Origin of the sequence: Actinomycetospora aurantiaca (genome assembly GCF_037401875.1) — a bacterium.
GTDB classification, from domain to species: domain Bacteria; phylum Actinomycetota; class Actinomycetes; order Mycobacteriales; family Pseudonocardiaceae; genus Actinomycetospora; species Actinomycetospora aurantiaca.
Window position 1 is genome coordinate 54,969 of the sequence record NZ_JBBEGN010000015.1, and the last position, 15,563, is coordinate 70,531.

General features: G+C 75.8%; 1 protein-coding gene. It reads left to right on the forward strand.

The window, feature by feature from the left end:
- Window positions 1–15: 15 nt before the first annotated feature.
- Window positions 16–15,540, forward strand: coding sequence for an SDR family NAD(P)-dependent oxidoreductase (locus WCD74_RS23280; protein WP_337697276.1), 15,525 nt, complete (start codon window positions 16–18; stop codon window positions 15,538–15,540).
- Window positions 15,541–15,563: the final 23 nt, after the last annotated feature.

Sequence of the window (15,563 nt, forward strand, 5' to 3'; positions counted from 1 at the left end):
AGGGGAGCGGCGCACGTGGCCGACGACGAGAAGCTCCTGGGCTACCTCAAGCGCGTCACCGCCGACCTGCACGAGACCCGGGAGCGGGTCCGGGAGCTGGAGGCGGCCGGTCGCGAGCCGATCGCCGTCGTCGGGATGGCCTGCCGGTTCCCCGGGGGCGTCGCCACGCCCGAGGCCCTCTGGGCCCTGCTCGCCGAGGGTCGCGACGGCTACCGCTCCTTCCCCGACGACCGGGGCTGGGACCTCGACCGCCTGACCCACCCCGATCCGGAGCACCCGGGCCGGTCGGCCGCGGCCGTCGGGGGCTTCCTCGACGACGCCTCCGCCTTCGACCCGGACTTCTTCGGCATCTCGCCGCGCGAGGCGCTCGCGATGGACCCGCAGCAGCGCCAGCTGCTCGAGGTGTCGTGGGAGGCGATCGAGCGCGCGGGCATCGACCCGTCGACGCTGCGGGGCGCCCCCGTCGGGGTGTTCGCGGGCACCAACGGCCAGGACTACGCCTCCGTGCTCGCCGCCGCGCCGTCGGCCGCCGAGGGGTACGGCGGCACCGGGACGGCCGCGAGCGTCGTGTCCGGACGGGTCGCCTACGCGCTCGGCCTCGAGGGGCCCGCGGTCACCGTGGACACGGCGTGCTCCGCGTCGCTCGTCGCGCTGCACTGGGCCGCGCAGGCGCTCCGTCGTCGGGAGTGCACGCTCGCGCTCGCCGGCGGCGTGACCGTCATGGCGACCCCCGGCGCGTTCGTCGAGTTCTCCCGCCAGAACGGCCTCGCCGCCGACGGCCGCTGCAAGGCGTTCGCCGCCGCCGCGGACGGCACGGGTTGGGGTGAGGGCGCCGGCATGCTGCTCGTGGAGCGGCTGGCCGACGCGCAGCGTCTCGGGCACCCGGTGCTCGCCGTCCTCCGCGGCTCGGCGGTGAACCAGGACGGGGCGTCGAACGGGCTGACCGCGCCGAACGGCCCGTCCCAACGGCGGGTCATCCGCGCGGCCCTCGATGACGCCGGGCTCGGGCCCGGGGAGGTCGACGCGGTCGAGGCGCACGGCACCGGGACCCGGCTCGGCGACCCCATCGAGGCCGACGCCCTCCTCGCCACCTACGGCCGCGACCGGGACGACGAGCCGCTCTACGTCGGCTCGGTGAAGTCGAACCTCGGGCACACCCAGGCCGCGGCCGGGGTCGCCGGGGTGATCAAGTCGGTGCTCGCGATGCAGCACGGGGTGCTCCCGGCCTCGCTGCACGTGGACGCGCCCACCCCGCACGTCGACTGGTCCCGCGGTGCGGTGTCGCTGCTGACCTCGGCGCGGGCGTGGCCGGAGGTGGACCGCCCACGCCGGATGGCGGTGTCGTCGTTCGGGGTGTCGGGGACGAACGCGCACGTGGTGCTGGAGGCGCACGGTGTCAGCGGTGGTCCATCGCTGACACCTGACGTCAGAGAGGCGCCACTCGCACATCCGGTGCCGTGGGTGCTCTCGGGGCGCACGGCGGAGGCGGTGTCGGCGCAGGCGGCGGCGCTGGCTGCGTGGCCGGTGGGGTCGGTGGCGGATGTGGCGTTGTCGTTGGCGACGACGCGGACCCGGTTCGGGTGGTCGGCGGTGGTGACCGGGTCGTCAACCGAGGAGCTGCAGACGGCGTTGCGGTCGGTGGTGCCGGAGCGGGCCGGGTCGGGTCGGCTCGGGATCGTGTTCACCGGGCAGGGCTCGCAGCGGCCGGGGATGGGCCGGGAGCTGTACGACGGCTTCGAGGTGTTCCGGGCGGCGTTCGACGCGGTCTGCGACCGGTTCCCGACCGACGTGCGCGGCATCGTGTTCGGGGACGACGCCGAGCTGCTCGCGCGCACCGAGCACGCTCAGGCGGGGTTGTTCGCGCTCGAGGTGGCGCTGTTCCGGCTGTTCGAGTCGTGGGGTGTCGCGCCCGCGGTGCTGGGTGGGCACTCCATCGGCGAGATCTCCGCGCTGCACTGCGCCGGAGTGCTGGATCTCGACGACGCGTGCCGGTTGGTGGAGGCCCGCGGCCGGTTGATGGGGGAGCTTCCCGACGGCGGGTCGATGGTCGCGGTGGCGGCGTCCGAGGACGAGGTCCGGGCGCACCTGGTCGACGGGGTCGACCTGGCGGCGGTGAACGGCCCTCAATCGTGCGTGATCTCCGGTGACGAGGATGCGGTCGCCGAGGTCGCGAGCCAATTCGAGCGGACGAAGAAGCTCCAGGTGAGCCACGCCTTCCACTCGGCGCGGATGGAGCCACTGCTCGAGCAGTTCCGCCAGGTCGTGCAGCAGTTGACGTTCCACGAGCCGCGGATCCCGGTGGTATCGAACGGATCCACCGAGCACGTGACCGACCCGGAGCACTGGGTGTCGCATGTCCGGGACACGGTTCGCTTCGCCGACACCCTCACCACGATGGACGCGGGCGTCGTCCTGGAACTCGGGCCCGACGCCACGCTGTCGGCGCTGGCCGAGCACGGGTTCCCGGCCCGACCCGACGTCATGAAGGCGCTCGGTCAGCTGCACGCGGCGGGCGTCGAGATCGACTGGCAGGCGGTCCTGCCGCACGCCCGGCGGACCGACGTCCCGACCACGGCCTTCGTGCACCGGCGCTTCTGGCCCGACCTGTCCGGGACGTGGACCGGTGACCTCGGGGCGGTCGGGCTGGCGCACGCCGGGCACCCACTGCTGGGGGCGCGCGTCGCGCTCGCCGACGGCGACCGGGTCGTGTTCACCGGCCGACTCGCCGCCACGCGGCCCGCGTGGCTCGGCGACCACGTCGTGGGCGACGTCGTGCTCCTGCCCGGCACCGGCTTCCTCGAGCTCGCGCTGCACGCGGCGCACGAGGTCGGCGGGAGCGGGGTGGAGGACCTGACCCTCGCGACACCCCTCGTGCTCCCACCGGGCGAGACGGTCGACGTGCAGATCACCGTCGACGCCCCCGGCCCGGACGGTGCCCGCCCGCTCGCCGTCCACGCCCGCCGGGGCGAGGACCCCTGGGTGCGGCACGCGGACGGCGCGATCACCACCCGACCTGCTGCAGCGGGAACCGCCCTCGCCGCCTGGCCCCCGCCGGACACGGAACCGGTCGACGTCGCCGCCCTCTACGACGACCTCGACGCCCTCGGCCTGCACTACGGCCCGACCTTCCGGGGCGTGCGGGCCGCGTGGCGCCGGGGGAGCGAGGTGTTCGCCGAGGTCGCCCTGCCCGAGGGGACCACCGACCCCGCGCTCGGCCTGCACCCCGCGCTGCTGGACGCCGCCCTGCACACCACGGCGCTCGGCGTCCTCCCGGACACCGACACCGGCGCGCCGCGTCTCCCGTTCGCCTGGCAGGGGGTGACGCTGCACGCGGGCGGCGCCGACACCCTGCGGGTGCGCCTCGCCCCGGCCGACGCCGCCGACACGGTCACCCTGCTGGCCGCCGACGCCGACGGACAGCCGGTCCTCACGGTCGACGCCCTCGGACTGCGGCCGGTCGCCACCCCGACGACCCCCCGGCCGCCGATGTACGGCTGGTCGTGGACCCCGGTCCCGGTCCCGGCGGTGGTCCCGGCGCTCGACGCCGTCGCGCTGCCCGGTGAGCACGGGGTGGACCTGGGACTGCCCGTGGTCACCGACCCGGCCGGGCACCCCGTCGTCGTCCTCGCCGTGTCTCCGTCCGACGACCCGGCCGCCGTGCACGCCCGCACGGCCGACCTGCTGTCGCGGCTGCAGGCCGTGCTCGCGGACCCGGACGCGCTCGCGGTCGTCGTGACCGGAGCGACCACCGGACCGACCACCCGACCGGACCCCGCCGGGGCGGCCGCGACCGGCCTCGCCCGGTCCGCGCAGGCGGAGAACCCGGGCCGGGTCCTGATCGTCGACCTCGACGACCCGGACGATCTCGCCCTGGCCGTCGCCGCCGGCGCGGAGGGACAGGTCGCGGTGCTCGGCGGGACGCCGCACGTGCCCCGGATCGTGCGGACCGACGTGCCCGCCGGGCGCGAGGCCGAGCTCGGCACCGTCGTCGTCACGGGCGCCTCGGGGGAGCTGGGCGCCGCGGTCGCGCGCCATCTCGCGGGTCGGGGCGCCCGGCGGATCGTGCTGGCCTCCCGCCGGGGCGAGTCCGCCCCGGGCACTGCGACCCTGCTGAGCGAGCTCGCGACGGCGGGTGTCGACGCGGCCTCCGTCGCGGTGGACGTGACCGACCCCGTCGCCGTCCGCGACCTGCTCGACGACCCGGCCCTCGGCCTCGTCGTCCACACCGCCGGTGTCCTCGACGACGGGCTGCTGACCGCCCTGACCGCCGAGCGCCTCGACACCGTCCTCGCCCCCAAGCTCGACGCGGCCCACGTCCTCGACGCGGCCCTCGGCGACCGGGACGTGCCCCTCGTCGCGTTCTCCGCGTTCGCCGGCCTCGCCGGGGCGCCCGGTCAGGCCGCGTACGCGGCGGCGAACCAGGCCCTGGAGGCGGTCGTGGCCCGGCGGCGCGCCGCGGGCCGGCCCGCGCTCGCCCTGGCCTGGGGGCTCTGGGACACCGAGGGCGGGATGGCGGGAGGACTCGACGCCGCCGACCGCGCGCGGATCGCCCGCTCGGGCGTCCTGCCCCTCGCGGTCGACGACGGCCTGGCCCTGCTGGACTCGGCCCTCGGCGTGCTGCACGCCGAGGACGCCCCCGCGCTGCTCGTCCCGGTCCGCCTCGAGCTCGCGACCCTGCGCGAGCACGCCCGCTCCGGCACCCTCCCGCCGCTGTTCTCGACGCTCGTGCCCGCCCCCACACGCCGGGCGGCGACGCCCACCGGTGCCGACACGCCGCTCGCCGACCGGCTGCGCGCCCTCCCGCCGGCCGAGCGCGCCGAAGCCGTCCTCGACGTGGTCCGCACCCAGGTCGCGGGGGTGCTCGGGCACGCCGGGCCCGCCGCCGTCGAGCCGTCCCGCGCCTTCTCCGACCTCGGGTTCGACTCGCTGACCTCCGTCGAACTGCGCAACCGCATCGCCGCGGCCACCGGCCTGCGCCTGCCCGCGACCCTCGTCTTCGACCACCCGAGCCCCGAAGCCCTCGCCGCCCACCTGCTCACGGAGCTCGTCGGCGACGACGGGGCGCTCGCGTCGGTCACGACGACGGTCGGGACCTCCGACGAGTCGATCGCGATCGTCGGGATGGCCTGCCGCTACCCGGGCGGCGTGGCCTCACCGGACGACCTCTGGCGGCTCGTCGCCGACGGCGCCGACGGCATCGGGCCGTTCCCCACCGACCGCGGCTGGGACCTCGACCTGCTCGCCGCCGGCGCGTCCGACACCGGCGAGGGCGGGTTCCTGCACGACGCCGCGTGGTTCGACGCCGGGTTCTTCGGCATCTCCCCGCGCGAGGCGCTCGCGATGGACCCGCAGCAGCGCCTGCTGCTGGAGACCGCGTGGGAGGCGGTCGAGTCCGCCGGGCTCGACCCGGCGGCGCTGCGCGGCACCCGCACCGGGGTCTTCGCCGGCGTCATGTACCACGACTACGTCTCCCAGCTCGGGACGCTGCCCGACGGCGCCCTCGGCTACCTCGGCACCGGCAACTCCGGCAGCGTCGCCTCGGGCCGCGTCGCCTACGTGCTCGGGCTGCAGGGCCCCGCGCTGACGGTGGACACCGCGTGCTCGTCGTCGCTGGTGACGCTGCACCTGGCCGTCCAGGCCCTGCAGCGTGGCGAGTGCTCGCTGGCCCTCGCCGGCGGCGTCACCGTGATGGCCACCCCCGCGACCTTCGTCGACTTCTCCCGCCAGGGCGGGCTGTCCTCGGACGGCCGGTGCAAGTCGTTCTCCACCGACGCCGACGGCACCGGCTGGGCCGAGGGCGTCGGGATGCTGCTGGTGGAACGACTCTCGGACGCCGAGCGGCTGGGCCACGAGGTGCTCGCGGTGGTGCGGGGTTCGGCGGTGAACCAGGACGGGGCGTCGAACGGTCTGACCGCGCCGAACGGCCCGTCGCAGCAGCGGGTCATCCGCGACGCGCTGGCGGTCGCCGGGCTCGGGCCGGCCGACGTCGACGCCGTGGAGGCGCACGGCACCGGCACCCCGCTCGGCGACCCGATCGAGGCTCAGGCCCTCCTGGCGACCTACGGCGCTGTGGAGCGGGACGAGCCGCTCTGGCTGGGGTCGGTGAAGTCGAACCTGGGGCACACGCAGGCCGCGGCCGGCGCGGCGGGCGTGATCAAGATGGTCCAGGCGATGCGGCACAGCACGCTGCCCGCGACCCTGCACCTCGGCGAGCCCACGGGGCAGGTGGACTGGTCGGCGGGCGCGGTCTCCCTCCTGGCCGAGGCGCGCTCCTGGCCCGAGGCGGATCGTCCGCGGCGGGCGGCGGTGTCGTCGTTCGGGATCTCCGGGACGAATGCGCACGTGGTGCTGGAGTCGGCGCCGAGTGTCAGCGATGGTCCGTTGCTGGCGTCTGACGTCAGAACGGCGCCACTCGCACAGCCGTGGGTCCTGTCGGCGCGGTCGGCGGGGGCGCTGGCCGGGCAGGCGCGGCGGCTCGCTTCGTGGGCCCGGAGCAACGGCGGGTTCGTGACGTCGGGTGTGGCGGCGGGTCTGGTGGGTCGGTCGCGGTTCGAGCGTCGGGCGGTGGTGGTCGGCGACGGCGAGACGCTGCTGGCGGGGCTGGACGCGCTGGCTGCTGGTGAGCCGGCCGGGAATCTGGTGTCCGGTGCGGCGGAGTCGGTGGGTGCCGGGCCGGTGTTCGTGTTCCCGGGGCAGGGGGCGCAGTGGGTGGGCATGGCGGCCGCGCTGCATGCCGAGGAGCCGGTGTTCGCCGAGCAGCTCCGGGAGTGCTGCACCGCGCTGGAACCCCAGTTGGGCTGGGACCTGCACGGCGCGCTGCTCGAGAGCGGTGATGAGTCGTTCGATGTGGTGGGGGTGCAGTGTGCGTCGTGGGCGGTGATGGTCGCCCTGGCCAAGTTGTGGGCGTCGTGGGGTGTCACGCCGTCGGCGGTGGTGGGGCATTCGCAGGGTGAGATCGCCGCCGCGGTCGTGGCGGGTGGTCTGACCGTCGAGCAGGGGGCGCGGGTCGTCGCGCGCCGCGCCACGGTGATCCGCGAGCACCTCGCGGGGCACGGGGCGATGGCCTCGGTGCCGCTGCCCGCCGATCAGGTCCAGCTGCCAGATGGCCTCTCGATTGCCGCCGTCAACGGGCCCGCGTCCACGGTGGTCTCAGGTGATGTCGACGCGGTCGAGCGGTTCGTCACGGAGTCGGCGGTCGAGGTGAAGCGGATCGCGGTCGACTACGCGTCGCACTCGCAGCACGTCGACGCGGTCATCGACACCATCCGCGGAGAGCTGGGCGGGCTGAGCCCGGTCACCGGCAGCACCCCGCTGTTGTCCACGGTCCGAGCAGAGCTGCTGGACACCGCGGCGATGGACGCCGGGTACTGGGCGGAGAACCTCCGCCGGCCCGTGCAGCTGCAGCAGGCGATCGAAGCCCTGGCCGCCGACGGTCACGACGTCTTCGTGGAGGTCTCCCCGCACCCGGTGCTCACCGGGCCGGTCGGGGATATCGCTCCCGACGCCCTGGTGGTCGGGACGTTGCGTCGCGATCACGGCACCCGCCGGCAGGCGCTGCTGGCACTGGGAGCGCTGCACGTCCGCGGCATCACGCCGGACTGGGACGCCGTGATCGGCGAGGCGACCCCGGTCAAGAACCTGCCGACCTACGCCTTCGAGCACCAGCACTACTGGCCGAAGCCCGCGGCATTCCTCGGTGACATCGCCGGGGCCGGGCTCGCCGCGACCACGCACCCCCTGACGCCGGCGGTCGTCGCGATCGCGGGAGCGGGCGGGGTCGTGCTGAGCGGTCGCCTCTCGACCACGACGCACCCGTGGCTCGCCGAGCACACGGTGGGTGGCCGGGTGGTCGTGCCGGGCACCGCCCTGCTCGAGCTCGCCGTGCGCGCCGGCGACGAGGTCGGCGCGACCGGCGTCGAGGAACTCACCCTCCACGCCCCGCTGGTGCTCGACCGGACCCCGACGGTGCTGCAGGTCGGCGTGACCCCGACCGAGGACCCGACCCGCTGGGCCGTCGCCGTGCACTCCCGCCCCGAGGACGACCCGGAGGCGTGGACCAGCCACGCCGACGGCACCCTCGCCGAGGGCGACACCCCGGCCGACCCGACCGGCGCGTGGCCACCCGAGGATGCGGAGCCGCTCGACGTCGAGCACCTCGACGACGACCTGGCCGGCCTCGGACTCGACTACGGCCCGTTCTTCCGGGGACTGCGGGACGCCTGGCGTCGCGACGGCGAGGTCCTGGTCGAGGTCTCCCTGCCCGACGACGCCGACCCGCCCGCCGCTCCCTGGGCCGGTGTGCACCCCGCCCTGCTCGACTCCGCCCTGCACGCCCTCGCCACCGGCGGCCTGCTCGACGACGGGTCCGGCGCGACGCGCGCCTGGCTGCCGTTCAGCTGGGCCGGCGCCACCGTCCACGCCACGGGCGCCACCGCCCTGCGCGTCCGGCTCACCGCCACCGGCAGCGACGGGATCCGGCTCAGCGCCACCGACGTCGAGGGTGCCCCCGTGCTCGACGTCGGCCGGCTCGCGCTCCGCCCGGTCGCCGACACGGCGGTCGAGCGGCCGGGCGGCGACCGGATGTTCACCGTCGCCTGGGAGCCCGTCCCGGCCCCGCCCGCCGTCGGGAACGGGGCCTTCGCCGTCGTCGGGACGAATCCCGGCCTGCCCGTCACCGACGACGAGCCGGTCGCCGTCGTCGCGGACCTGCGCGGCGCGACCGATCCCCACACCGCCGCGCGGGAGGCCCTGCACCTGCTGCAGCAGCACGAGGAGACGGACCGCCGCCTCGTCGTGCTCACCGGGGGAGCCCTCGCGGGCGCACCGGTCGATCTCGCCGGCGCGACCGTGCCCGGCCTCGTCCGCTCGGTCCAGGCCGAGGACCCCGGACGGATCGTGCTGGTCGATCTCGACCCCGCCGAGGCCCCCGACGACCTCGCCGCGGTCCTCCGCTCCGCCCTCGCCGCATCCGCCGACGGGGACGAGCAGTTCGTCGTGCGCTCCGGGGCGCTCCGCGTGCCGCGGCTGGTCCGCGCCGAGCCGGCCGACCGGGTCGCCGACCTGGACCCGGAGGGCACCGTCCTGGTCACCGGGGCCACCGGTGGGCTGGGTGCGCTGGTCGCGACCCACCTCGCCGTCGAGCACGGCGTCCGGCACCTGCTCCTGCTCTCACGCCGTGGTCCGGACGCGCCGGGCGCCGAGGCGCTGGTCTCCGAGCTGCAGGGCCATAAGGCGACCGTTCGTCTCGTGGCCTGCGACGCCGCCGACCGCGACGCCCTCACCGGCGTCCTCGCCGAGGTCGACCCCGCCCATCCGTTGACGGCGGTGGTCCACTCCGCGGGCGTCCTGGACGACGCCACCCTCGCCTCGCTCGACGACGAGCGGCTCGAGCGGGTGCTCCGCCCGAAGGTCGACGCCGCGTGGAACCTCCACGAGCTCACCCACGACCTCGCCGCGTTCGTCCTGTTCTCCTCGGCCTCGGCCACGATCGGTGCCCCCGGTCAGGCGAACTACGCCGCCGCCAACGCCTACCTCGACGCCCTCGCCCGCCATCGCCACGACCGCGACCTGCCGGCGATCTCCCTCGCGTGGGGCCTCTGGGAGCAGGCGGGCGAGATGACGGAGGCGGTCGACCGCGACCGCCTCGCTCGCGGCGGTGTCGCGCCCATGTCCACGGCCGACGGCCTCGCCCTGTTCGACGACGCCCTCGCCCACCCGGCCCCCGTGCTCGTCCCGATCGAGCTCGCCCGGGGCGGTCTCACGCGCATGGCCGGCGAGGGCGTGCTCCCGCCGCTGTTCTCCTCGCTGGTCCGCCGGACGACCCGTCGGTCGGCTGCGGCCCCCGCCCGCGACGACGGCACGCTCGCGGCGCTGCCGTCCGCGCAGCGCCGTCGCCGGCTGCTCGAGGTGGTCCGGGGCCTCGTCGCCGCCGTGCTCGGCCACGCGGACGCGGCCGCCGTCGACACCGATGCCGCCTTCCGCGACCTCGGCTTCGACTCCCTCACCGCCGTCGAGCTCCGCAACCGCACGCAGGCCGCGACCGGGCTTCGCCTGCCCGCGACCCTCGTCTTCGACCACCCGAGCCCCGGTGCCCTCGTCGACCACCTCGACGCGCAGCTCGGGGGCGCGGAGGCGGAGGTCCCGACGGCGGGAGTGGTCGGCCCGGTCGACGACGAGCCGGTGGTGATCGTCGGCATGGCGTGCCGTTATCCGGGCGGGGTGTCTTCTCCAGAATCGCTGTGGGACCTGCTCGCGGCGGGGGCCGACGGGCTGGCCGCGTTCCCCGACGACCGCGGCTGGCACCTCGGCGCGGACGCCGACGACCCGGACGCCGAGCGCGGCATCAGCACCCGGGTCGGCGGCTTCCTCGACGGCGCCGCCGACTTCGACCCGGGCTTCTTCGGGATCTCGCCGCGGGAGGCGTTGGCGATGGATCCGCAGCAGCGGTTGCTGCTGGAGGCGTCGTGGGAGGCGATCGAGCGGGCGGGGATCGACCCGGCGTCGCTGCGCGGCTCCGCGACCGGTGTGTTCGCCGGCGTCATGAGCCACGACTACGAATCGGTGCTGATCGCGTCGCTCGACGCGATGGAGGGCGTCGAGGGACACCTCGGCAACGGCACCGCGGGCAGCGTCGCCTCCGGCCGGGTCGCGTACGCGCTGGGGCTGGAGGGACCGGCGCTGACGGTGGACACGGCGTGCTCGTCGTCGCTGGTGGCGCTGCACCTCGCGGTGGCGGCGCTCCGGCGCGGCGAGTGTTCCCTGGCGCTCGCCGGGGGCGCGACCGTGATGGCCACGCCCGGGGTGCTCGGCGAGTTCTCCCGCCAGCGGGGCCTGGCTCCCGACGGCCGGTGCAAGGCGTTCGCGGACACGGCGGACGGCACCGGGTTCGGCGAGGGCGTGGGGATGCTGCTGGTGGAGCGGTTGTCCGACGCGGAGCGGCTCGGTCATCGGGTGTTGGCGGTGGTGCGGGGTTCGGCGGTGAATCAGGACGGGGCGTCGAACGGGTTGACCGCGCCCAATGGTCCGGCGCAGCAGCGGGTGATCCGGGCGGCGTTGGCGGCGGGTGGGTTGTCGGCGTCGGATGTGGATGTGGTGGAGGCGCACGGGACGGGGACGTCGCTGGGTGATCCGATCGAGGCGGGGGCGCTGCTGGCCACGTACGGGTCGGCGTCGGATCGCGTGGAGCCGCTGTTCCTGGGGTCGGTGAAGTCGAACCTGGGTCACACGCAGGCCGCCGCCGGGGTGGCGGGTGTGATCAAGGTGGTGCTCGCGATGCAGCACGGCACGTTGCCGGCGTCGCTGCATGTGGGGGAGCCGTCGTCGAAGGTGGACTGGTCGGCCGGGGCGGTGTCGTTGCTCGCGGAGTCGCGTCCGTGGCCGGAGGTCGGTGATCGTCCGCGCCGCGCGGGGGTGTCGTCGTTCGGGATCAGTGGGACGAACGCGCACGTGGTGCTGGAGGCGCCGGGTGTCAGTGGTGGCACACGGCTGACGTCGGATGTCAGTGGCGGGACACGCTCGGTGCCGGAGGTCGGGGCGCCGGATGTCAGTGGTGGCACACGGTGGACGTCCAGTGTCAGTGGCGGGACACGGTCGGTGCCGGACGTGGATGTCAGCGATGGTCCGTCGCTGACATCTGACGTCAGAGAGGCGCCACTCGCGCAGCCGGTGCCGTGGGTGCTCTCGGGGCGGACCCCGGAGGCGGTGTCGGCGCAGGCGGCGGCGCTGAATGCGTGGCCGGTGGAGTCGGCGGCGGATGTGGCGTACTCGTTGGCGACGACGCGGAGCCGGTTCGAGTGGTCGGCGGTGGTGACCGGGTCCTCGGTCGAGGAGCTGCAGAGGGCGTTGCGGTCGGTGTCGCCGCAACGAGCCGGTGGTGGCGAGCTGGGGATCGTGTTCACCGGGCAGGGCTCCCAGCAGCCGGGGATGGGCCGCGACCTGTACGAGGGCTTCGAGGTGTTCCGGGCGGCGTTCGACGCGGTGTGCGAGCGCTTCCCCAGCGATGTGCGCGGGATCGTGTTCGGCGACGACGCGGAGCTGCTGGCGCAGACGCAGAACGCGCAGGCGGGGTTGTTCGCGCTGGAGGTGGCGCTGTTCCGGCTGTTCGAGTCGTGGGGCGTCACGCCCGCTGTGCTCGGTGGGCATTCGATCGGGGAGATCTCCGCGCTGCACTGCGCGGGGGTGCTGGACCTGGACGATGCGTGCCGGCTGGTGGAGGCCCGTGGCCGGTTGATGGGCGAACTCCCGGCGGGCGGCTCCATGGTGGCGGTCGCGGCCTCGGAGGACGAGGTCCGCGCACACCTCACCGAGGGCGTGGACCTGGCGGCGGTGAACGGACCCCGGGCATGCGTCATCTCCGGCGACGAGCAGACAGTCGCCGAGGTCGCGAGCCACTTCGAGCGCACGAAGCAGCTCACGGTGAGCCACGCGTTCCACTCGGCGCGGATGGAGCCGATGCTCGACCAGTTCCGCGCCGTGGTGCAGCAGCTGACCTTCCACGCACCGCAGATCCCCGTGGTCTCCAACGGGTCGACCGAGCAGATCACCGACCCGGAGCACTGGGTCTCCCACGTCCGGGACACCGTCCGGTTCGCCGACACCCTGCAGACCATGCACGCCGGGGTCGTCCTCGAACTCGGGCCCGACGCCACGCTCAGCGCGCTGGCCGAGCACGGGATCCCGGCCCAGCCCGACGTCATGAAGGCGCTGGGACAGCTGCACGCCGCAGGCGTCGACGTCGACTGGCCCCAGGTCCTGCCTGGAGCACAGCCCACCGACCTACCCACCTACCCCTGGCAGCACCAACGCTTCTGGCCCCCGGCGCCGCCCCGCCGGGCCGGCGACCTCCCTGCCGTCGGGCTCACGGGTGGGGAGCACCCGCTGCTCGGCGCGGCCATCGACCGACCGGACGGCGGGTGCCTGCTCACGGGCCGGGTCTCGACGGCCACCAACCCGTGGCTGGCCGACCACGTCGTCGCCGGCGCGGTCCTGCTGCCCGGCACGGCGATGCTGGAGCTCGCCCTCCACGCCGGAGCCCGGGTGGGGACCCCGCACGTCGCCGACCTCGCCCTGGAACTGCCGCTCGTGGTCCCCGACGACGAGGGGGTCGCGATCCACCTCGAGGTCGGTGCCCCGGTGGACGGCACCCGCACCGTCGCGCTGCACTCGCGCCCCGGGGGCACCGACGCGGGCTGGACCCGTCACGCCGTCGGGACGCTCACCGCCACCCCGACGACCACCCCCAGCGACCTCCCGACCGGCGGCGACCCCGCGGACGTCACCGAGCTCGCCGACCGACTCGCGAGCGCCGGACTCACCTACGGACCCGCGTTCCGCGGACTGCGGGCAGCCCGTCGCACCGACGACGGCCTCGTCGTCGAGGCCCGGCTCCCCGAACCCGTCGCGACCGACGGGCACCTCCTGCACCCGGCCCTGCTCGACGCCGTCGCGCAGGCCGTCGGGCTCGGCCTCCTCCCCGACGACGGCCGGGCCCGGCTCCCCTTCACCTGGCAGGACGTGACGCTGCACCGGACGGCCGGGCGGGCCGTCACCGCCCGCCTGACTGCCGCCGACGCCGCGGACACCGTCACCCTCACCCTCGTCGACCCCGACGACGGAGCACCGGTCGCCACCGTCGGCGGGCTCGTGCTCCGCCCCCTGCCCGACGACGCGGTGGCCGCCGCACGCGCCGCCCGCACCGACCCGCTGCTCGCCCCGACCTGGCACGAGCTGCCGGCCGGCGACCCGACCTCCGTCGGCGACCCGGCCACCGACTGGTCCCTGCTCGGCGAGCTCCCCGGGCTCGACGCCGTGCCGCACGAACCCGGCACCGAGCCCGCCGTCCTCGTCGTCGCCGTCGACACCGACGGACCCGACCCCGCCGCGGCCGCGCACACGGCGACCGCCACGCTGCTGCGCACGCTGCAGCAGGAACGGGCGGGCCTCGTCGTCGTCGTGACCCGGAACGGGCTCGCCGCCGACACCGACGACCCCGACCCCGCCGTGGCGGCCTGTGCCGGCCTCGTGCGCAGCGCCCAGGCCGAACGACCGGACGGGTTGCTGCTCGTCGACCTCGACCGCGACGTCACCGACCCCGCCCCGCTCCTGCGCGCCGCAGTGGCCGCGGCCGGGGCCGCTGCCGAACCGCAGGTCGCGGTCCGCGACGGCCGGGTCCTCGCGGTCCGCCTGACCCCCCGGCCCGACGACGAGCGGGTCGAGCTCCGTGGCCGGGTCGTCCTCACCGGTGCGACGGGGGCCCTCGGCACCCGGGTGGCGCGCCACCTCGTCCTCGCCCACGGCGTGCGCTCGCTCGTGCTGGCCGGCCGGCGGGGCGCCGACGCCCCGGGCGTCCCGGACCTGGTCGAGGAGCTGCGGGCGGCGGGCGCCGAGGTTGAGGTCGTGGCCTGCGACGTCGCCGACCGCGCCGCGGCCCGCGACCTCACCCGTGGAGCCTCGCTCGTCGTCCACACGGCCGGCGTCCTCGACGACGGCCTGCTCGACGACCTGACGCCCGAGCGGCTCGCGACGGTCCTGCGCCCGAAGGTCGACGGGGCCTGGGCCCTGCACGAGGCCACCCGCGACGAGGACGTGCCGCTCGTCCTGTTCTCCTCGGCCGCCGGAGTCCTGGGCGCGCCCGGCCAGGCCAACTACGCGGCGGCGAACGCCTTCCTCGACGCCCTCGCCCAGCACCGCCGGGCCGCAGGCCGGCCGGGGCTGTCGCTGGTGTGGGGGCCGTGGGACCTCGGGACCGACGCCGGCATGGCCGGTTCGCTCGACGACGCCGACCGCACCCGCATGCAGCGGTCCGGGATCGCGCCGGTCACGGCCGAGGAGGGCCTGGCCGCGTTCGACCGGGCTCTCGGCGCGGGCGTGCCCGTCGTCGCCCCGCTGCCGGTCCAGGTCGCGGCGCTGCGCGCGTCCGGCCGGAACGTCGCGGCGGCGCTGCGGGCGCTGGTCCCCGCCACGGCACCGGGCACGACTTCCGGCACGACGACGGGGACGACGACGGCCCTGGCTCTCGACGGGCTCGACGGCCCGGCCCGGGCGGACGCGGTGCTCGACCACGTCCTGCGCCAGGTCGCCGACGTGCTCGGCCACCCGTCACCGGCGACCCTCGACGAGCGCACCGGGTTCCTCGACCTGGGCTTCGACTCCCTCATGGGCGTCGACCTCCGCAACCGTCTGCAGGCCACGACCGGCGCGACGCTGCCGACGACGCTCGTCTTCGACCACCCGTCCCCGGCCGAGCTCGCCACACACCTCCTCGGCGCGCTCGACGCGTCCGGGGCCGGTGACCCCGGCGAGGCGGCCGAGTCGGTGCTGGTCGAGCTCGACCGCATCGGGTCGACGCTGGCGACGATCGGCGGCAACGGCCGCAGCGGCGCGATCGCCGCCCGGCTCGAGCACCTGCTCGGGCTCGTCGGGAACGGCGTACCGCGCTCCGAGCCGGGGCCGGACGACGGCACGGTCGAGGGTCTCGACGAGGCCTCCGACGACGAGCTCTTCGACTTCATCGACAGCGAGTTCGGCGACCGGGCGCGATGACCCGCCCGCGTCCCGCCCGACCC